The sequence below is a fragment of the Methylocystis sp. genome, from assembly GCF_050251305.1.
GTDB lineage: Bacteria > Pseudomonadota > Alphaproteobacteria > Rhizobiales > Beijerinckiaceae > Methylocystis.
The window spans coordinates 34,403-53,980 of sequence record NZ_JBFWNB010000004.1 but is presented as its reverse complement, the minus strand read 5'-3'; the positions used below and the strand labels follow the sequence as shown (position 1 = coordinate 53,980).

The 19,578-nt window shown below is 64.9% G+C and carries 22 protein-coding genes; 15 read left to right on the top strand and 7 right to left on the bottom strand.

Annotated elements, in window-relative coordinates:
- The first annotated feature begins 121 nt into the window (after window positions 1-121).
- A complete protein-coding gene (gene alaS, locus AB7F41_RS02520) occupies window positions 122-2,794 on the top strand; it encodes an alanine--tRNA ligase (protein ID WP_428380184.1) in 2,673 nt (890 codons plus the stop codon).
- Window positions 2,791-4,035 (top strand): cyclic nucleotide-gated ion channel, encoded by a 1,245-nt coding sequence (locus AB7F41_RS02515; RefSeq protein WP_428380185.1) that lies wholly within the window; start codon window positions 2,791-2,793, stop codon window positions 4,033-4,035. Before alaS ends, AB7F41_RS02515 begins: the two co-directional genes overlap by 4 nt.
- Window positions 4,036-4,216: 181 nt before the next feature.
- Here AB7F41_RS02515 and AB7F41_RS02510 read toward each other — a convergent pair whose 3' ends face one another.
- The 5 genes from AB7F41_RS02510 to AB7F41_RS02490 form a co-directional block, all read right to left on the bottom strand.
- Entirely contained in the window at window positions 4,217-4,618 is a 402-nt protein-coding gene (locus AB7F41_RS02510; protein WP_428380186.1) for a F0F1 ATP synthase subunit epsilon, read from the bottom strand.
- A gap of 266 nt (window positions 4,619-4,884) precedes the next feature.
- The gene (gene atpD, locus AB7F41_RS02505; RefSeq protein WP_428380187.1) at window positions 4,885-6,312 is read right to left on the bottom strand and encodes a F0F1 ATP synthase subunit beta; all 1,428 of its coding nucleotides are present in this window, start codon (window positions 6,310-6,312) and stop codon (window positions 4,885-4,887) included.
- 24 nt (window positions 6,313-6,336) lie between these two features.
- Window positions 6,337-7,218, bottom strand: a complete 882-nt coding sequence (locus tag AB7F41_RS02500; RefSeq protein ID WP_428380189.1) for a F0F1 ATP synthase subunit gamma — start codon at window positions 7,216-7,218, stop codon at window positions 6,337-6,339.
- Between the two features lie 58 nt (window positions 7,219-7,276).
- Window positions 7,277-8,806 (bottom strand): F0F1 ATP synthase subunit alpha, encoded by a 1,530-nt coding sequence (gene atpA, locus AB7F41_RS02495; protein ID WP_428380191.1) that lies wholly within the window; start codon window positions 8,804-8,806, stop codon window positions 7,277-7,279.
- Window positions 8,806-9,369, bottom strand: a complete 564-nt coding sequence (locus AB7F41_RS02490) for a F0F1 ATP synthase subunit delta (protein WP_428380193.1) — start codon at window positions 9,367-9,369, stop codon at window positions 8,806-8,808. Before AB7F41_RS02490 ends, atpA begins: the two co-directional genes overlap by 1 nt.
- Window positions 9,370-9,630: 261 nt before the next feature.
- On the opposite strand from AB7F41_RS02490, the gene AB7F41_RS02485 reads away from it, so the two are divergent.
- From AB7F41_RS02485 to AB7F41_RS02460, 6 genes are all read left to right on the top strand, one after another.
- Window positions 9,631-10,506 (top strand): S-methyl-5'-thioadenosine phosphorylase, encoded by an 876-nt coding sequence (locus tag AB7F41_RS02485; RefSeq protein ID WP_428380195.1) that lies wholly within the window; start codon window positions 9,631-9,633, stop codon window positions 10,504-10,506.
- Window positions 10,507-10,617: 111 nt separating this feature from the next.
- The gene (locus tag AB7F41_RS02480; protein WP_428380197.1) at window positions 10,618-10,905 is read left to right on the top strand and encodes a ribbon-helix-helix domain-containing protein; all 288 of its coding nucleotides are present in this window, start codon (window positions 10,618-10,620) and stop codon (window positions 10,903-10,905) included.
- Entirely contained in the window at window positions 10,878-11,198 is a 321-nt protein-coding gene (locus AB7F41_RS02475; RefSeq protein WP_428406435.1) for a type II toxin-antitoxin system RelE/ParE family toxin, read from the top strand. Before AB7F41_RS02480 ends, AB7F41_RS02475 begins: the two co-directional genes overlap by 28 nt.
- 273 nt (window positions 11,199-11,471) lie before the next feature.
- The gene (locus AB7F41_RS02470; protein WP_428380199.1) at window positions 11,472-11,999 is read left to right on the top strand and encodes an adenine phosphoribosyltransferase; all 528 of its coding nucleotides are present in this window, start codon (window positions 11,472-11,474) and stop codon (window positions 11,997-11,999) included.
- Window positions 12,000-12,084: 85 nt separating this feature from the next.
- Window positions 12,085-13,392 (top strand): L,D-transpeptidase family protein, encoded by a 1,308-nt coding sequence (locus AB7F41_RS02465; protein ID WP_428380201.1) that lies wholly within the window; start codon window positions 12,085-12,087, stop codon window positions 13,390-13,392.
- Window positions 13,393-13,493: 101 nt separating this feature from the next.
- Entirely contained in the window at window positions 13,494-13,832 is a 339-nt protein-coding gene (locus AB7F41_RS02460; protein WP_428380203.1) for a hypothetical protein, read from the top strand.
- A 60-nt stretch (window positions 13,833-13,892) separates the two neighbouring features.
- On the opposite strand, the gene AB7F41_RS02455 is transcribed toward AB7F41_RS02460, so the two are convergent.
- Entirely contained in the window at window positions 13,893-14,216 is a 324-nt protein-coding gene (locus tag AB7F41_RS02455; protein WP_428380205.1) for a Kazal-type serine protease inhibitor family protein, read from the bottom strand.
- A 404-nt stretch (window positions 14,217-14,620) separates the two neighbouring features.
- On the opposite strand from AB7F41_RS02455, the gene rplU reads away from it, so the two are divergent.
- The 6 genes from rplU (at window position 14,621) to AB7F41_RS02425 (ending at window position 18,269) form a co-directional block, all read left to right on the top strand.
- Window positions 14,621-14,929: a 50S ribosomal protein L21 gene (rplU, locus tag AB7F41_RS02450; RefSeq protein WP_428380207.1), complete on the top strand. Its 309-nt coding sequence runs from the start codon at window positions 14,621-14,623 to the stop codon at window positions 14,927-14,929.
- A 63-nt stretch (window positions 14,930-14,992) separates the two neighbouring features.
- Entirely contained in the window at window positions 14,993-15,259 is a 267-nt protein-coding gene (gene rpmA, locus AB7F41_RS02445; protein WP_428380209.1) for a 50S ribosomal protein L27, read from the top strand.
- A gap of 186 nt (window positions 15,260-15,445) precedes the next feature.
- Window positions 15,446-16,048 (top strand): GNAT family N-acetyltransferase, encoded by a 603-nt coding sequence (locus AB7F41_RS02440; RefSeq protein ID WP_428380211.1) that lies wholly within the window; start codon window positions 15,446-15,448, stop codon window positions 16,046-16,048.
- 7 nt (window positions 16,049-16,055) lie between these two features.
- Entirely contained in the window at window positions 16,056-17,120 is a 1,065-nt protein-coding gene (obgE, locus tag AB7F41_RS02435; protein ID WP_428380213.1) for a GTPase ObgE, read from the top strand.
- 131 nt (window positions 17,121-17,251) lie between these two features.
- Window positions 17,252-17,650: a DUF2946 family protein gene (locus tag AB7F41_RS02430; RefSeq protein ID WP_428380214.1), complete on the top strand. Its 399-nt coding sequence runs from the start codon at window positions 17,252-17,254 to the stop codon at window positions 17,648-17,650.
- Between the two features lie 169 nt (window positions 17,651-17,819).
- Window positions 17,820-18,269: a hypothetical protein gene (locus tag AB7F41_RS02425; protein ID WP_428380216.1), complete on the top strand. Its 450-nt coding sequence runs from the start codon at window positions 17,820-17,822 to the stop codon at window positions 18,267-18,269.
- Between the two features lie 19 nt (window positions 18,270-18,288).
- Here the strand turns inward: AB7F41_RS02425 and AB7F41_RS02420 are convergent, their stop codons facing one another.
- Window positions 18,289-18,954, bottom strand: a complete 666-nt coding sequence (locus AB7F41_RS02420; RefSeq protein WP_428380266.1) for an O-methyltransferase — start codon at window positions 18,952-18,954, stop codon at window positions 18,289-18,291.
- Between the two features lie 192 nt (window positions 18,955-19,146).
- Here AB7F41_RS02420 and AB7F41_RS02415 point away from each other — a divergent pair, with 192 nt between their 5' ends.
- Window positions 19,147-19,527: a hypothetical protein gene (locus AB7F41_RS02415; RefSeq protein WP_428380218.1), complete on the top strand. Its 381-nt coding sequence runs from the start codon at window positions 19,147-19,149 to the stop codon at window positions 19,525-19,527.
- The last annotated feature ends 51 nt before the right edge of the window (window positions 19,528-19,578 follow it).

Genomic DNA, 19,578 nt, shown 5'->3' with positions numbered 1-19,578 from the left:
CGGGCCGCGGCCGTTTCGTTGACGCGAAAACACCGCCCCAGGTTATTGTTTTAAACGCGTCTCCCGCATCGGCGCGCCGCCGCTTCCGCGGATCCGGGACGCATCTACGAGCCGTGACCGCATGAGTGGCGTCAACCAGATCCGAACCGCCTTCCTCGACTTTTTCGCGCACAACGGGCACGAAAAGGTCGCTTCGTCGTCGCTCGTGCCGCACAACGACCCGACGCTGATGTTCACCAACGCCGGCATGGTGCAATTCAAGAATGTGTTCACCGGCGTCGAAAGGCGGTCCTATGCGCGCGCCGCGTCGGCGCAGAAATGCGTGCGCGCCGGCGGCAAGCACAATGATCTCGACAATGTCGGCTACACCGCGCGCCATCACACCTTCTTTGAAATGCTCGGCAATTTCTCCTTCGGAGATTATTTCAAGGAAGGCGCGATCGAACTCGCCTGGAGCCTGATCACGCGCGAGTTCGGATTGAATGTCGACCGTCTGCTCGTCACCATCTATCACGACGACGACGAGGCCTATGATCTGTGGAAAAAGATCGCCGGCTTCGACGACAGACGCATCATACGCATCGCCAGCTCCGACAATTTCTGGAGCATGGGCGACACCGGCCCCTGCGGCCCCTGTTCCGAGATTTTCTACGACCAGGGCGAGGCGCTCGCCGGCGGCCCGCCCGGCGGCCCGGACGAGGACGGCGACCGCTTCCTGGAATTCTGGAACCTCGTCTTCATGCAGTATGAGCAGGTGGCGCCAGGTCAGCGGGCGCCACTGCCGCGCCCTTCGATCGACACCGGCATGGGGCTGGAGCGCATCGCCGCGCTGATGCAGGGCGTGACCTCCAATTACGACATCGATCTGTTTCGCGCGCTGACCGGCGCGGTCGCCGATTTCACCGGCGTCCCGGCCGACGGTCCGCAGGGCGCGAGCCATCGGGTCATCGCCGACCATCTGCGCGCCTCGTCCTTTCTCGTCGCCGACGGCGTGACGCCCTCGAATGAAGGCCGCGGCTATGTGCTGCGCCGGATCATGCGCCGCGCCATGCGGCATGCGCAGCTGCTCGGCGCCAAAGAACCGCTGATGTGGCGACTCGCGCCGACGCTCGTCGCCGAGATGGGCCAGGCCTATCCGGAGCTCGTGCGCGCCCAGGCGCTGATCGCCGACACGCTGCTCACCGAAGAGACGCGCTTCCGCGCGACGCTCGCGCGCGGCCTCGCAATCCTCGACGAGGAGACGGCGGCGCTCGGCCAGGGCGCGAAGCTCTCCGGCGAAACGGCGTTCAAACTCTACGACACTTACGGCTTCCCGCTCGATCTGACCGAAGACGCCCTGCGCCCGCGCGGCATCGGCGTCGACAAGGACAGTTTCAACGCCGCGATGGAGCGCCAGCGCGCCGAAGCGCGCAAGGCCTGGGCCGGCTCCGGCGAAACGGCGACCGAAGCGCTGTGGTATGCGCTCAAGGAGCGCGTCGGCGCCACGGAATTTCTCGGCTACGAGACCGAGCGAAGCGAGGGCGTCGTCACCGCCCTCATTCATGACGGCGCCGAGGCCTTTTCGCTGAAAGAGGGCGCGCGCGGCGCGGTGATCCTCAATCAGACGCCCTTCTATGGCGAATCGGGCGGACAGGTCGGCGATGTCGGCGTGATGCGCGGCCATGGCGTGCGGTTCCGCGTCGAAAACGCCGTCAAGAAGCTTGGCGACCTGATCGTTCACGAGGGCGTCGTCGAAGAAGGCGAGATCACGCCCGGCCTCGCGCTCGAACTCGACGTCGACCACGCGCGGCGCAAGCAGGCGCGGGCCAATCATTCGGCGACGCATATTCTGCATGAGGCGCTGCGCCAGGTGCTCGGCGAGCATGTCGCGCAGAAGGGTTCGCTCGTTGCGCCGGATCGTCTGCGCTTCGACTTCACCCATCCGAAGCCGCTCACCGATGACGAGCTGGCGCGCGTCGAAACGCTCGCCAATGAAATCGTTCAGGACAATGCGCCGGTCGAGACCCGCGTCATGGCGCAGGACGACGCGATCCGATCCGGCGCGCGCGCGCTGTTCGGCGAGAAATACGGCGACGAAGTGCGCGTCGTCTCGATGGGCCGGCCGGACCCCGGCGTCGCGCATCCCTTCTCGGTCGAACTGTGCGGCGGCACGCATGTCGCCCGCACCGGCGATATCGGCCTGATCGCCATCGTTGGCGAGGGCGCAGTCGCGTCCGGGGTGCGCCGCATCGAGGCGCGCACCGCCGAAGGCGCCCGTAGCCAGTTCGTGTCGCAGGCGCGGGCGCTGCGCGACATGGCGGCGCTGATGCGCGCGCCGGTCGAGGACGCGCCGACGCGGCTGGCGGCGCTGCTCGAGGAACGCAAGCGGCTGGAGCGCGAACTCGCGGAGTCCAAGCGCAAGCTCGCCATGGGCGGCGGCGCCGGCGACGGCGCCGCGGACAAGCCGCGCGACGTCGGCGGCGTCAAGCTCCTCGCGCGGGCGGTCCAAGGCATCGAGGCCAAGGATCTGAAGTCGATGGTCGACGACGCCAAGAAGGCGATCGGTTCTGGCGTCGTCGCGATCGCCAGCGCCTCGCCCGACGGCAAGGCGGGGATCGTCGTCGGCGTCACCGACGATCTCACCAAGAAGTTCAGCGCCGTGGATTTCGTTCGCGTCGCCAGCGTCAAGCTCGGCGGCAAGGGCGGCGGCGGTCGCCCTGACCTTGCGCAGGCGGGCGGCCCTGACGCGACCGCCATCGATCAGGCGCTCGCTTCGGTCGAAGACGCGCTGCGCGGAAAAGCGGCGACGCCATGAGGGAGCCGGACCGGCGGCACGGTCTGGCCTTGTTGCGGCGACGAGTCCATGTCGTCCTTGACGGCGGCGCCCATGACCGCATCGCGCGCATCGTCCATCGCGCGCTGATCGGGCTCGTCCTGCTGTCGGTCGTTTCGGTGATCTTCGAATCGGTGCCCGAATATGGCGAGCGCTATGCGCTCGTCTTCAACGTCATCGAATATGTCGCCGTCGCCGCCTTCACGCTGGAGTATGTGTTGCGCGTCTGGTGCGCGCCCGAACATACGCTTTACGCCGACCGCTCGCCGACGGCGGCGCGGATCGCCTTCATGGGGTCAATCTGGGCGCTGATCGATCTCGCCGCTTTCCTGCCCTTCTATCTGTCGTTCTATTTCTCTACGGATCTGCGCGTCTTTTTGATGCTGCGGCTCCTGCGGTTCTTCAAATTCGCCCGCTATTCTCCGGGCATCCGCACATTGCTCGCGGTGATCGAGGCCGAACGCAAGGCGCTGCTCGCCTGGCTGACGATTCTATTCGGCGCTGTGCTGTTTTATTCGACAGCGATGCATCTCGCCGAACATGAGGCCCAGCCCGAAAAATTCGGCACCATTCCCGACGCGATGTGGTGGGCGATCGAAACGGTGACGACCGTCGGCTATGGCGAAGTGACGCCGCTCACGCTGATCGGCAAAATCATCGCCTCCTTCGCCATGGTGACGGGGTTCCTGCTGTTGGGCCTGCCGGTCGGCATCCTCGCCACGGCTTTCGCCGAAGAGATTCATCGCCGGGAATTCGTCGTCACCTGGACGATGATTGCGAGCGTGCCGCTGTTTCGCACGCTCGACGCGGCGGCGATCGCCGAAATCATGCGCTATCTTCGGGCGCAGTCCATCCCGCGCGGCGCATTGATCGTGCGCAAGGGCGACCCCGCCCATTCGATGTATTTCATCGCCGAGGGCGAAGTCGAAGTCGAATTGGCGCATGGGAACGTCCGTCTCGGCGAAGGCCAATTTTTTGGCGAAATGGCCGTGCTGCAAAAGACGTCGCGCACGGCCGACGTTCGGGCGACGGCGCGAACGAAACTGCTGATTCTCGACGCCTATGATCTGCAGACGCTGACCAGCCGCAATCCGGAAATTGGCGACGCCATACGCGAGGTCGCGCAATCGCGATCCGAACTCGCGCCCTCGGAGGAGCCCGGCGACATCATCGAAGCGGAGCTTGAAGAGTCGGCGGCGACGGAAGACGCGAGCGACGTTTAGACCGCGAGGCGTTTGGGCGATGCGCGGCGTTCGGCGCGTCTGCGCAATCGCTCGGCCGGCGCAATCGCACAGCCGTCATGGCGGGCGTGTCCCGGCCATCCACGCCGAGAGGCAGCGTAAAAGTTGGGATTTACGGGCGGCGGCGCATGGAGGACGCCCGGCTTTTCGCCGCGCGCTTCGATCAGCCGCCGATCGCCGTGCGCAATTCCTGCAGTTGCGCCAGCTTGTCGGACGCGGCGAGGCGCGCTTCGTCGGATTTGGCGTCGGCGATGTCTTCGCGCGCGTTCTGGATGTCGGCGTCGACCTTGGCGACATCGATTTCGGCGAGCGGGATCGCCTGTTCGGCGAGAATGGTGAAGCCCGACGCGCTGACGTCGGCGAATCCGCCGCGCACAAACAGCTTTTCGACCTTGCCGTCGCCGCCGGCGACGGTCACGACGCCCGCTTTCAGCGTGGTCATGACCGGCGCATGATCCTTGAGCACGGTGAACTGGCCGTCGGCGCCCGGCGCGACGACCGATTCGACTTCGCCGGAGAAGAGATGCTTCTCGGGAGAGACGAGTTCGAAGTGGAATGCGGTCATTTCAGTCTACCTCTAAAGACTTGGATCAGTTCCCGACCCATCTTCCAGCCTGTCAGACACACCAATCCACCAGCCGCTGCCCCGAGTGCGGCTCCGATCGCCGTGTAACGCCAACACTGCAACTCGGGACAGGGCTTGTCGCCAATGGGCAGCGTATAAAAGCACTGAAACCCACATTGGGCGCCGCCAATCACCGATGCAACTATTGCGGTGATCACGATAATCGCGCCGCACAGCACAAGGCGGTTGCGGCGCGACATCGGACGTTACGCCGCTTCCTTGGCGAGCTTGGCGGCCTTCTCGACCGCCTCTTCGATCGAGCCGACCATGTAGAAGGCGGCCTCGGGCAGATGGTCGTATTCGCCTTCGACGAGGCCCTTGAAGCCCTTGATCGTATCGGCGAGCGCGACGAGCTTGCCGGGCGAACCCGTAAACACCTCGGCGACATGGAACGGCTGCGACAGGAAGCGCTCGATCTTGCGGGCGCGGGCGACGACGAGCTTGTCCTCTTCGGAAAGTTCGTCCATGCCCAGAATGGCGATGATGTCCTGCAGCGACTTATAGCGTTGCAGCGTCGATTGCACCTTACGCGCGACGTCGTAATGCTCTTCGCCGACGATCGCCGGCGACAGCATGCGCGAGGTCGAGTCGAGCGGATCGACCGCCGGATAAATGCCCTTCTCAGCGATCGAGCGCGACAACACGGTCGTCGCGTCAAGATGCGCGAAGGAGGTGGCCGGCGCCGGGTCGGTCAAATCGTCGGCCGGGACGTAAATCGCCTGCACCGAAGTGATCGAGCCTTTGGTCGTCGTGGTGATGCGCTCCTGCAGCGCGCCCATGTCGGTCGCGAGCGTCGGCTGATAGCCGACCGCCGAGGGGATGCGGCCGAGAAGCGCCGACACTTCCGAACCCGCCTGGGTGAAGCGGAAGATGTTGTCGACGAAGAACAGCACGTCCATGCCGCGGTCGCGGAAATCCTCGGCGACGGTCAGGCCGGAGAGCGCGACGCGCATGCGCGCGCCCGGCGGCTCGTTCATCTGGCCGTAGACCAGCGCGCATTTCGAGCCCTCGCCGCCGCCCTTCTTGTTGACGCCGCCCTCGATCATTTCGTGATAGAGGTCGTTGCCTTCGCGGGTGCGCTCGCCGACGCCGGCGAAGACGGAATAGCCGCCGTGCGCCTTGGCGATGTTGTTGATGAGCTCCATGATCAGCACGGTCTTGCCCACGCCCGCGCCGCCGAAGAGGCCGATCTTGCCGCCCTTGGCGTAGGGCGCGAGCAGATCGACGACCTTGATGCCGGTTTCGAGAATCTGCGCCTCGGTGGCCTGCTCCGAATAGGAGGGCGCCGGCTGATGGATCGCGCGGGACTTGCCGGTGTTGAGCGGACCGGCTTCGTCGACCGGCTCGCCGATGACGTTGATGATGCGCCCGAGCGTCTCGTCGCCGACCGGAACCGAGATCGGCGCGCCGGTGTCGGTGACTTCCTGACCGCGGACCAGACCTTCGGACGAGTCCATGGCGATGGTGCGCACGGAGTTTTCGCCGAGGTGCTGCGCGACTTCGAGAACGAGGCGGTTGCCTTGATTCGTCGTCTCGAGGGCGTTCAAAATCTCAGGCAGATGCTCGTCGAACTGCACGTCGACGACGGCGCCGATGACTTGGGTGATGCGCCCGGTGGGCTTGTTGGCGGCCATGTTTCGTCCTCGTCCTAAAATGCGTCAGAGCGCCTCGGCGCCCGAGATGATTTCGATGAGCTCCTTGGTGATCATCGCCTGCCGCGACCTGTTGTAGAGGGTCGTCTGCTTGCGGATCATTTCGCCGGCGTTGCGCGTGGCGTTGTCCATCGCGCTCATGCGGGCGCCTTGCTCGGAGGCGGCGTTTTCGAGCAGCGCGCGAAACACCTGCACCGAGATGTTGCGCGGCAACAGCGTCGAAAGGATTTCGTCCTGTCCCGGCTCATATTCGTAGGCCGCCTGCGGACCTTCGACGGCCGGCGCGTTTTCGTTGGACGGGATTTGCGCCGGGATGATCTGCTGCGCCGTCGGAATTTGCGAGATCACCGATTTGAAGCGCGAGAAGAACAGCGTCGCGACGTCGAAGTCGCCTTCCTCGAACATGTGAATGATCTTCTTGCCGATCTCATCCGCATTGTCGAAGCCGAGCTGCTTGACGCCGCGCAGTTCGATCACCTCGATGATATTGCGCTCGTACTGGCGGCGGAGCTGCTCGTAGCCCTTCTTGCCGACGCAGAGGATCTTGACCGTCTTGCCCTGATCCTGAAGCCGCGCGACATGCTCGCGGGCGAGGCGCACGATCGAGGAGTTGAACGCGCCGCACAGGCCGCGTTCAGCCGTCGCGACGATCAGCAGATGCGTCTCGTCCTTGCCGTTGCCGGCCAGGAGCGGCGGCCCGCCCGCCGTCACGCCGGAAGCGAGATTGGCGAGCACCGACTCCATGCGCTCGGCGTAAGGCCGCGCCGCTTCCGCCGCAGCCTGCGCGCGCCGCAGCTTGGCGGCGGCGACCATTTGCATGGCCTTGGTGATCTTCTGCGTCGCCTTGACGGAAGAGATGCGGTTTCGGAGGTCCTTTAGCGAGGGCATGGGCTTGCTTCTGGCCTAGAGGGCTGCTGCCTCTCCCCGAAGCGGGAAGAGGAAGAAATTACGCGAAGGACTTGGCGAAGTTCTCGACGACAGTCTTGAGTTTCGCCGCCGTGTCGTCGGTCAGATCCTTCGTCGAGCGGATGCTCTCCAGAATGTCGCCGTGCTGCGAACGCAGCAGTGCGAGCAGGCCGTCCTCGAACGCGCGCACGCGGTTGACGGGCAGCGGATCGAGATAGCCGTTGACGCCGGCGTAGATCACGCAGACCTGCTCTTCCATCTTCAGCGGCGAGAACTGCGGCTGCTTCAGGAGCTCGGTCAGCCGCGCGCCGCGATTGAGCAGACGCTGCGTCACCGCGTCGAGGTCCGAGCCGAACTGCGCGAAGGCCGCCATTTCGCGATATTGCGCGAGTTCGCCCTTGATCTTGCCGGCGACCTTCTTCGTCGCCTTGGTCTGCGCCGAGGAGCCGACGCGCGACACCGAGAGGCCGACGTTCACCGCAGGACGAATGCCCTGATAGAAGAGATCGGTCTCGAGAAAGATCTGGCCGTCGGTGATCGAGATGACGTTGGTCGGAATATAGGCCGACACGTCATTCGCCTGCGTCTCGATGACGGGGAGCGCGGTCAGCGAGCCGGCGCCGCGGTCGTCGGACAGCTTCGCCGCGCGCTCCAGCAGGCGCGAATGCAGATAGAAGACGTCGCCCGGATAGGCTTCGCGGCCCGGCGGGCGGCGCAGCAACAGCGACATCTGGCGATAGGCGACGGCCTGCTTCGACAGATCGTCGTAGATGATGACCGCATGCATGCCGTTGTCGCGGAAATATTCGCCCATCGCGCAGCCCGAGAAGGGCGCGAGGAACTGCATCGGCGCCGGATCCGACGCGGTGGCGGCGACGACGATCGAATATTCGAGCGCGCCGCGCTCTTCGAGAACCTTGACGAATTGCGCCACCGTCGAGCGCTTCTGGCCGATGGCGACATAGACGCAGTAGAGCTTCGCCTTCTCGTCGTCGCCATCGTTCAGGGACTTCTGGTTGAGGATGGTATCCAACGCGATGGCGGTCTTGCCGGTCTGGCGGTCGCCGATGATGAGCTCGCGCTGGCCGCGGCCGATCGGGATCAGCGCGTCGACCGCCTTGAGGCCGGTCGCCATCGGCTCATGCACCGACTTGCGCGGAATGATGCCGGGCGCCTTGACGTCGACGCGGGAGCGCTGCGCGGCTTTGATCGGGCCCTTGCCGTCGATCGGATTGCCGAGCGCGTCGACGACGCGGCCGAGAAGCTCCTTGCCGACCGGCACGTCGACGATGGCGCCGGTGCGCTTGACCGTCTGGCCTTCCTTAATGTCGCGGTCGGAGCCGAAAATGACGATGCCGACATTGTCGGTTTCGAGATTGAGCGCCATGCCGCGCACGCCATTCTCGAATTCGACCATCTCGCCGGCCTGCACATTGTCCAGTCCGTAGACGCGCGCGATGCCGTCGCCGACCGAGAGAACCTGTCCGACTTCGGTGACTTCTGCCTCGGCGCCAAAATTGGCGATCTCATTCTTGAGAATCGAGGAAATTTCTGCGGCGCGGATATCCATCAGCCGACCTCTTTCATGCGTGTTCGGATTGAATTGAGCTTGGTGCGCACGGACGCGTCGACCATGCGCGAACCAAGTTTGACGATCAGGCCGCCGATGATCGACGGGTCTGTCTTGACGTTGAGATCGACGGTCTTGCCGCCGCTGACGCCGGCGAGCGCCTCGCGCAGCGCCGCTTCATGATCGGGCTTCAGCGGCCCGGCGACCGTCACGTCGGCGCGCACCAGGCCCTTCGCCCTGTCGTTCAGCCGGCGATAGGCGGCGATCATGTCGGAGATGACAAAGAGACGCCGCTTGGACGCGACGAGTCGGATAAAATTGGTGGCGACGCCGGAGATCTGCGCTTTGGCGAGAACGGCGTCGAGCGCCTTGACCTGCTCCTGCGCGGAGAACACCGGGCTTTTCACCAGCCGCTTGAGATCGGCGCTTTCGTCGATCAGAGACTGGAATTTGTCGAGCGCGGCGGCGACGTCATCGGCTGCGCGTTTTTCCGTCGCCAGATCATAGAGGGCTGAGGCGTAGCGACCTGCGACGCCTGATAAGGAATCTTCGGCTTGAGCCACCTGGTTCGCTCGTCAATCTACGCCGTTTTGAGAACGCCGCTCGCAGTGCAAAAAAGCACGATCGCGACGATAAGCGGTTAGCCTCAAACGACGGATGCTGTAGGAAAAGGAACGAGGGCCGCTGTGCCCTAGCTCCAAGGCGAGCGTCCCCTAACACAGGCTTTTTGGGGGCGCAACCCTGTCACATTGCCGCGATTTTCGGCGCCGGCGCTCGCCGGCTCATCAATGGCCAATTCAGCAGCTCAGCAGGAGACGTGATTCATGACCAAAGCGGTCGTCGGAATAATCGGCGGGTCAGGCGTTTATGATTTGCCGGGACTGACCAATATTCGTCGTGAGCGCGTTACGACGCCCTGGGGCGATCCTTCCGACGAGCTTTGCTTCGGACAGATGGGCGAGACCCAGGCGGTCTTTTTGCCGCGGCACGGGCGCGGCCATCGGCTCTCGCCGTCGGCCATCAACTACCGCGCCAATATCGACGCCATGAAACGCGCCGGCGTCACCGATCTGATCTCGGTCTCCGCCTGCGGCTCGTTCAAGGCGGAGCTCTTTCCGGGACTCTTCGTCCTCGTCAATCAATTCGTCGACCGCACCGTCGCGCGACAATCCTCATTTTTCGGCAATGGCTGCGTCGCGCATGTGTCGATGGCGCATCCGATCGCGCCGCTGCTGTCCGCGCGCATCGCCGCGGCGGCCAAGGCCGAGAACATCGATCACGTCGCGAGCGGCACATATGTCTGCATGGAAGGCCCGCAGTTTTCGTCCTACGCCGAATCGCTGACCTACAAGGCCGCCGGCTATGACGTGATCGGCATGACGGCGATGCCGGAAGCGAAGCTCGCGCGCGAAGCGGAAATCTCCTACGCCACCGTCGCCATGGTGACGGATTTCGACTGCTGGCATCCCGATCACGACAATGTCGACATCACTGCGGTGATCGCGGTGGTTCAGAAGAATGCTTCGGCGGTCGCGCGTCTGCTCGCGCGCATTCTGGCGGAGTTTCCGCGCGAGCACGAACCCTGCCCGGTCGGCTCGGACCGCGCGCTTGAGAACGCCATCCTCACCGCGCCCGACGCGCGCGATCCGGAGCTGTTGAAGAAGCTCGACGCGGTGATGAAACGGGTGAATGGGGGATAGGCGGCGCGGGCGCATTCCTCACAGGAAAAACGCGGATCAACCAACCGCCTGGCGTTCCTCCCAAAGCATCATAAGTATGATAATATATGATTTGATTTGGGAGACCCGCGCATGGCGGATATCGAGCGACTGACCATCACCCTGCCGACCGACATGGCGGCGACCATCAAGGACGCTGTTGAAGGCGGCGACTATGCTTCGGCGAGCGAAGTCGTTCGCGCCGCGTTGCGCGATTGGAAGCTGAAACGCGCCTTGCAGCTTCAGGAGCTCGAGGCGTTGAAGGCCGACATCGACAAAGGCCTTGCCGATGTCGCAGCCGGCCGCGTGAAGAAGTTTGACGCTGCGAAGATTATCGCCAGAGGGAGGAAGCTATTAGCCGACCGCTCGACCTCCACCTGACTGATGCGGCGGAAGCGGACCTTGCCGAAATCTGGGCTTATGTTGCGGACGACAGTTCTGAATCGATTGCGACGCGCTTGCTCGACAAAATCCGCGCAACCTTTTCCCGCTTGCAGGATTTTCCGTTTTCCGGCGCAGAGCGTCATCAACTCGCGCCTGATTTACGCGTCGTTTTGCACGGCAGCTACGCCATCTATTATCTGCCCTCGGATTCCGAAATCGAAATTGTTCGCGTGCTGCATGGCGCGCGAGACTCCGCCGCGATTGCTGATGTTAGCGGGTTTCTCGCATGAAACGCGCTTACGCTCGCGCGCTCGGGATGCTATTCTCACCGCGCCCGGCCCAAAGCGGCGCGCCCCCACCCGGCGGTCTTCGACCGCCGACCTCCCCGCAAGGTGGAGGTATTTGGCGCAACATCATCAAAGGCCGCTGTTCAGTCGATTGCCCGGGTTGCGCCCTCCCCCATTTGCGCCCCGCCCCGCCCTGCGTGTATCTCTGCGCGCGTGGCGGTTACGCCATGACCCTCCATGCGCGGCGACGCACGCCGCCGATCGAAGGCCGCCTTCATGCCCCTCGCCGACGCCATTCGCACCATTCCCGATTATCCCAAGAAGGGAATCCTGTTTCGCGACATCACCACGCTGCTCGGCGACGCCAAGGCGTTCCGCAAGGCGGTCGACGAACTCGTGCAGCCCTGGTGCGGCGACAAGATCGACAAGGTCGCGGGCATGGAGGCGCGCGGCTTCATCTTAGGGGGCGCCGTGGCGCATCAGCTTTCCGCCGGCTTCATCCCGATCCGCAAGAAGGGCAAGCTGCCGCATCGCGTCGTCTCGGTCGCCTATGAGCTCGAATATGGCGTCGACGAAATGGAGATGCATGAGGACGCGGTGACCAAGGGCGAGCGGGTGATCCTCGTCGACGACCTGATCGCCACCGGCGGCACGGCGGAGGGCGCGGTGAAGCTTCTGCGCCAGGCTGGCGCCAACGTCGTCGCCGCCTGTTTCGTGATCGACCTGCCCGATCTGAACGGCGTCAAGCGGCTCGAGGCGTTGGGCGTGCCGGTGCGCACGCTCGTCGCCTTCGAAGGCCACTAATCCGCCTTTTTCCAGTGGTCTTGCTCAGCCTTGGCTCACGTTCGGAATCTCGGCTTAGAATCTCCATGAGAGGCTGCACAGGCGCATGACGCCGCGACAGACCCAATTGGCGCTGGCGGCGGTCGCCGTCGCCGCGATCGTCGGCGGAGTCGCGGCCTTCCGCTATTTCCCGACGAGCGGGAGCAAATCGCCCGTGCTCGGCCCGGCCGCGCTCAGCGTCTGGGGCGGCGCGCTGCCGACCGGCTTGCGCCGAACCGCGCTTCGCATGCAGCCCGGATCCTTCCCGCCCGCGCCGCCGCCCGCGCCGCCGCCCGCGCCGCCGGCGTCCGCGGAAACGGCGCAGGAGCCCGCCGACGAAGTCGCGGCGCTGCCGCCGGGCGACGGCGTCGAGGCCTCGATCTCCTTCCCGCCCGCGCCGCCGCCGGCAACGCCCGAGATCGTCGAGAAAGTCGCGCCACTGCCGCCGTCGAGACCCGGAAATCTCGCCGCGCTTGCCGACAAATTCGCCGAAGCGGCGGCGTCTGCGGCGCAACCGCCGGCCGCCGAAGCCCCCGCGACGGCGCCGGCGCTGGCCAACGCGCCCTTGCCGCCCGCGCGTCCGCAGGAGCCTTCGGCGAGAGCCGCGCTGGAAGGGACGCCGACCGGTCCGGCCGAGCCGGCGCAGCAGCAGCCTACGCAGGTCGCGCGCGCCGTCGAGCCGAGCCTGCGCGCGGCGCCGGACGACGCCTTTCAACAGGAGGCGCCCATCCGCTACGGCATGGGCGATCAGGTCTTCGTCCGGATCTTCAAGCAGGAAGGCCAGCTCGAGCTTTGGCTCCGCAAGAGCAACAGCCGCTTCTCGCTCTACAAGACGTATCCGATCTGCAAATGGTCGGGAAAGCTCGGCCCCAAGCTCAAGGAAGCCGATTATCAGTCGCCGGAAGGCTTCTACAGCGTGTCGGCGAAGCAGCTGCACCCGCATTCGAACTACCACCGCGCCTTCAACATCGGCTATCCGAACGCGTTCGATCGCCAGAACGGACGCACCGGCGGCCTCGTGATGGTGCATGGCGCCTGCAAGTCGGTCGGCTGTTTCGCGATGACCGATCGCGGCATCGAGGAAATCTACGCCTTCGTCGAGGCGGCGATGCGCGCCGGCCAGCGCGAGGTGCAGGTGCACATCTTCCCGTTCCGCATGAGCGAGCAGGCGATCGCCCGCGAGACCGGCGGAAGCTGGCTCGCCTTCGTCGGCGCCGGCGGCAATTACAAGCACTGGACCGAGTTCTGGCACAATCTGAAGCAGGGCTACGACATGTTCGAACAGACGGGAGAGCCGCCGGTGGCGTTCGCCTGCGGCGATCACTACGCCTTTGGCGCGGGCGACTCGTCCTGCCGCCGCATCGCCGGCTGGTAATCGGACCTAAGCTCAGGCGGGACCGTTCAGCCTGTCTTCAGCCGGCCTCCGCAAACATCGATCGAAATGCGCTGGGGTGCGCAATCAGGGATAACGCCCGCATGCGGCTCTTGACCAGCAGCATCGTCGGCGCGGCTTGCGCCGTCGCCATTCTTTTCGCTTCGAACGCTCAGGCGGCCAATGCGCCGCTCTGTCTGGCGATCGCCGCCAACTACAACAAGTGCATGCGCCAGCATCAGCGCGGCTGGGGCGGCCCTTATGATTATGGTCCGGGCTATGGCCAGGCCTATCCGGGCGACTTTGGCGGGTATGACGGCGACGGCGGGTTCGACGGATACGATGGCTATGACGGCGGCTATCGCCGCCGCGTCTATGAGCGCGCGAAGGCGGCCTGCGCCGTCTGGTTCGCTCAGATGCAGGCCAGCGGCTGCTTCAACTAGCCGGAGATTGAGCGTGAGATACGGCGCGGCCCGAGTGCGCCGCGCCGTCACGCCGAAGCGTCACCGATAGGATTTTTCGCAGGCGCCGTCGGACTTTTTGCCGACCTTCGCAGCGCGACGCGCGCAGTCATTGCCATAGGTCTTGCCGTCGCAGCCGCAAACAGGGCGATACTCCCGCGTGCACACGTTGGAGATCGCGATGCATTTTCCAGAGATGTCGGCGCCGCCGCATACGCCTGGATCGGGATCGCACCACAGACCCTTGTCGCATTCGATCGGAACGACGCCGCCGCACATCTCGCCAAGCTTGGCGGCCGAGGCAGGCATGGAGGCCAATAAGGACAGGCCCAAAGCGACGATCAATTTGCAAAACGTCTTTCCCATAGCGTTCTCCTTTGAAAAAATGCGGCGTTCGCCCGGGCTGTTGGCGCGCCGAGGCCTAATGCGTGGAAACGCCAATAAATATTACTTGAGCAACGGGGGATAACGCTCAAGGAATGCGCCCGTTCCACCGGGCGCCGGCGGCGAGCCCGGCGGATATTCGGCCGATGGCTTGTCGTTTCCCGCCCCTGCGGCGGCCCGCCCACCGCCGCGGCCGAGGCTGCCCCCTTGGCCCGCCGCAATATTGACAGCCGCGTCCAATAGAGCGTAGATGATCGCCGCTTCGGCGCGGCGGTTTCCGCCGCGTTTTTCGTTTGCGCTTTGCGCAAGTCCGAGGCGGAGCCAATCAACTGCCAAGAAGCCGGCCGGCGGAACCGCCAGAGCCGGGACGAACACAGGACAAAAAGATGTTCGCAGTCATCAAAACAGGCGGCAAGCAATATAGCGTCGCCGCAGGCGACGTGATCACCGTCATGGCGCTCGACGGCGCGCCGGGCGACGCCGTCACCTTCGACGAAGTGCTGATGCTTGGCGGCGACAGCCCCAGGATCGGCGCGCCGACCGTCGCGGGCGCAAAGGTCTCGGGCGAGATCGCCGAGCAGACCCGCAGCCCGAAGTCGATCGCGTTCAAGAAGCGTCGTCGGCAGAATTCAAAGCGCAAGCGTGGCCATCGTCAGGACCTGACGCTTGTGAGAATCACCGCGATCGAGGGCTGAGCGCCCTCTCCGGAGATATAGATTAGAGCGGCCCAGGCGCCGCACGGGACATCGGAGCGAACAATGGCTCACAAAAAGGCAGGCGGCTCGTCGCGCAACGGCCGCGATTCAGACGGCAGACGCCTCGGCGTTAAGAAATTCGGCGGCGAATCCGTCGTCGGCGGCAACATCATCGTGCGCCAGCGCGGCACCAAATGGCATCCGGGCCGCAATGTCGGGATGGGCAAGGACCACACGCTGTTTGCGCTCGTCGACGGCGTCGTCGAATTCAGATCGAGCGGCGGACGCTCCAGCGTATCGGTAACGCCGGCGCCGACCGCAGCAGAGTAAGAAGGCGGTAGGGGACGACCCGCCGCCGGCCTTCCGGCGGAACATGGTCGTCTCGACTCGCTCGCTTATCGGATTCAGGCGGGAACGTTTCAGGCGAGATGTCCGGAAGAGCCGAGACGGGCCAAGGGGGAGCACGCTCCCTTGTGGCTCTTAGGGCGATATTTCCGATCTCGTTTGGAGCAATGAATGTTTCCCGAAATTACCCGCGACGACGTTTTTCGGCTGGAGACGGAACGACTCTGGCTGCGCTGGCCGCGCGCGGCTGACGCCGCGGAAATTCGCCGGCACGTCGGCGATCCCGACGTCGCGCTGATGACCGCGAGCATTCCACACCCTTACGCGCCGCACGACGCCGACGCCTTCATCGCCTCGGCGCGCGAAGAGAATGGCGCGGGCGGCGGCCTCAATCTTGTCGTCACCCCGAAGAACCGGCCGAACGAGCCGATTGGCCTGGTGAGCCTTCACGGCGCCGACCGGCGCGGCTCGGCGACGCTCGGGTTCTGGCTCGGCAAAGACTATTGGGGACAAGGCTTCACGACCGAAGCGGCCAGGGCGCTGATCGATCTCGCCTTTGGCATCACCTCGCTGGATCGCGTCGTGTCCTCGGCGCGGCCGGACAATCCGTCCTCCCTGCACGTCCATGAGAAGCTCGGCTTTCGGCCGATCGGGCGCGGCGTGACGTCGGCGCCCGCGCGCGGCGGCGACATGGAGGTGGAGCTTTTCGAATTGAAGCGCGGCGAAGCGCATACGCTGTTCGGCGCGCGACGGCCACGCTTTTTCTCACCGTGAGCGCGATATGAAGTTTCTCGACCAGGCGCGCGTTTGTGTCCGCTCCGGCGATGGCGGCGCGGGATGCGTCTCGTTTCGACGCGAGAAATTCATCGAATTCGGCGGACCGGACGGCGGCGACGGCGGACGCGGCGGCGACGTCGTCGCTGAATGCGTCGCCGGCCTCAACACGCTGATCGACTATCGCTATCAGCAGCATTTCAAGGCCAAGACTGGCGGTCACGGCATGGGCAAGAACCGCGCCGGCGGACGCGGCGCCGACGCCGTGCTGAAAGTGCCGGTCGGCACGCAAATTTTCGAAGAGGACGAGGAGACGCTGATCGCCGACCTGACCGAAGTCGGGCAGCGCGTCGTCATCTGCCGGGGCGGCAACGGCGGCTTCGGCAACGCCCATTTCACCACCTCGACCAATCGGGCGCCCCGGCGCGCCAATCCCGGCCAGGACGGCGAGGAACGCACCATCATCCTGCGGCTAAAGCTCATCGCCGACGCCGGTCTGGTCGGTTTGCCCAACGCCGGCAAATCAACATTTCTGGCCACGGTGACGGCGGCGAAGCCCAAGATCGCCGATTATCCCTTCACGACGCTTCATCCAGGTCTTGGCGTCGTGCGCAGCGACGATCGCGAGTTCGTGCTGGCGGATATTCCGGGGCTGATCGCGGGCGCCCATGAGGGTCACGGCCTCGGCGACCGCTTTCTCGGCCATATCGAGCGCTGCCGGGCGCTGTTGCATCTCGTCGACGCGACCGGCGAACACGCCGGCAAGGATTATAAGGTCGTCCGCGGCGAACTCGCCGCCTATGGCGCCGGCCTCGCCGAGAAACCTGAAATCGTCGCGCTGTCCAAGACCGATGCGGTCGACCCGGATCATCTCAAGAAGCAGCGGGAGCGGCTGAAGCGGGCGATCGCCGCCGCGGGACCGGAGACGGCCGAGCGCCATCCGCCGCCGCTGCTCCTGTCATCGGCGACCGGCACAGGCGTCAGGGAAGCGCTGCGGGAGCTGTCCGAGGCCATCGAAACGCAGAAAGAGCTCGAGCCTTCGTCGGACGAGGCGCGGCCCTGGACCCCGTGAAGGCGTCCATGAGGACGTCCTTGAGGGTGTCCATGAAGACGTCCTTGAGGGCGACTGTATCCAGCTCAATCGCCGCGCGCGCCGAAGCCGCCATTGACCTTAACAAGATCAGTGAATAGCTTCGACGTGCTATGAGCGCGCGCAGCGAAGTCAAAACTTGGCAGTACGGATCGACGGCAGTCACCCTGCTCGTCGCCTATCTGTTTGTTTTGCAAGGCCTTGCAGTCGGCGCTTCGTTCAGCGGACGCGCGCCGGGCCTGTTCGGCGGCGCCATCTGCTTCAATAAGTCTTCGGGGCCGCTGTCCGGCGACCCCGCGACGCCGGCGCGTCCGGCGCGGCATGGCGGCGACGTCTGCTGCGTCATGCATTGCGCGTCGCTCGGCGGCGCGACCGCCGCGTCGCCCTTCGTCGGCGAGACTCCGCCGCCGGCGGCCTATTCGACGATAAAGCTCGCCTTTGACGAGAGCTTTCTGCGTCCAGAGGCCGCAACTCCCCCCCTCGGCTCCCGCGCGCCTCCCGTCCTGATCTGACGCTTGCCGCAGCATGCGGCTCCGCGCTCCCGCCCCTGCGCACGCCGGGGCGGAGCAGTCAGAACAGCGTATCCGTCGATCGTCAGCGCGCGTGGTCACGCGCGCATCCGCCGCTCAGCTCAGATTGGCGGCGTCGTCGATCCAACGGACCGCCCAGCGATTTGGGATCATGGAACAGAAACCTCATTTGGCGACGCGTCTCGTGAAGACGTCGCGCCGCGCCGCCTCGGGAGAGCGGCGCTGCTCTCAGAACGGCAAGATCACCGCGGCGAACCACGGCGAAATCCGCGTGGCGCCGAAAGCGATCGCCGAGCCGGCGCCCACACGCGGAGGGGTCGAGGTCGTCGAGACCTATTTCGACCACGACGGGCGGCCGATGAAGCGCAAGAGCCTCGGGGCCGCCCGGGTCGCCCGCTTCTATGACGCCAAGGGCAATCAGGTCGAAGAGGCCTATTTCAACGCCGAAGGGAAGCCGACGGTCCGCAAGGATCTCGGCGCGGCGCGCATCTCCTGGCGCTATGACGACAGCGGCAATCAGGTCGAAGCGGCGCTGTTCGGCGCCGACGGCGCGCCGGTGCCGCGCAAGCGCCGCGGCAAACGGGCGTTCGAAAACGCCTGACGGCCGACGCAATCGGCGGCTATCTGACGCGCGCGATCAGGAAGCCGTCCCAGCCCTTGGCGCCGACAGTCTGCACCGCCGTCGCCTCCACCCGACCCTCCGCCGCAACTGCCTCAAACAGCGCGCGCGCCCCGAGCGCGCCGCTGTCGGTTATGGCGGGATCGGCGACCGCGCCCTCCCGCACGACATTGTCGACGATGATCAGGGCGCCGGGCCGCGACAGTTTCAGCGCGTAAGCGAAATAGGCGGCGTTGTTCGGCTTGTCCGCGTCGATAAAGGCGAAATCGAAGCGCGGCCCCTGCTCCGACTCAAGCTGCGGCAACATATCGAGCGCCGCGCCGACGCGCAGATCGACGCGCGCGCTCAAGCCTTCGCGCGCGATATTGTCGCGGGCGACCGCGGCGTGGCGTGGATCGACTTCGAAGGTGACGACCTTGCCGCCCTCTCCGACGGCGCGCGCCAGCCAGATTGTCGAATAGCCGCCGAGCGTCCCGATCTCGAGAATGCGCTTGGCGCCAATGGCGCATGCGAGCAGCTGCAGCAATTTGCCCTGCGGGGGCGAAACGTCGATCGGCGGAAGCTTCTCGCGCGCATTGGCGACGAGCGTCGTCTCTTGCGCTTCTTCCTTTGAGATCAACGCCTCAGCGATATAGTCGTCGACCCGACGCCAGCCTTCTTCCAACATTGAGCCATTGCCTTTCTTCAAATCGTTGACGCCAGCGTAATCGAATTTATTTGACATTGCGCATCGATTCACGCGTTGTCGCGCTTCGCGTTGGATGCGCGAAAAGCCGGATGGCTTTGGTGGCCGCATTTCTCAAGAGCCTCAGGGGTGGGCCGAAAATGCCGCCCATCGATAACTGTGGGAGCATCAAGGATGATCAAGATTGCATTGACGACGACGGCGATTGGGCTGGCGATGTGCGTGGCCGCCGCCGCCGAGACCACGAAATGGAGCGTGACCGAATCCAACGCGGTCGGCATCAAGGTCGCTTCCGGCACCTGGACGCTCAACAATGAAGGCGGCAAGGTTTCCGGATCCGCCAGCATGCAGTTCGATACCGGCAAGACGCTCGACTACAAGCTTGAGGGCACTGCTGAAGGCGAAGCGTTTACGCTCAACCTCGTCGACCGCACCGACGACAAGAAGAACTGCGTCTGGACCGGCAAGCCCGCCGCCACCGCCAGCGGCCATGTGCTCAGCGGCGAAGTCAAATGCGACAATTCAAAATTCGTGATTCGCGCCGGCAAGCAGTAAGCGGCAGCGGCAAGAAAAAAAGAAACGCCGGTCTCAGACCGGCGTTTTTTT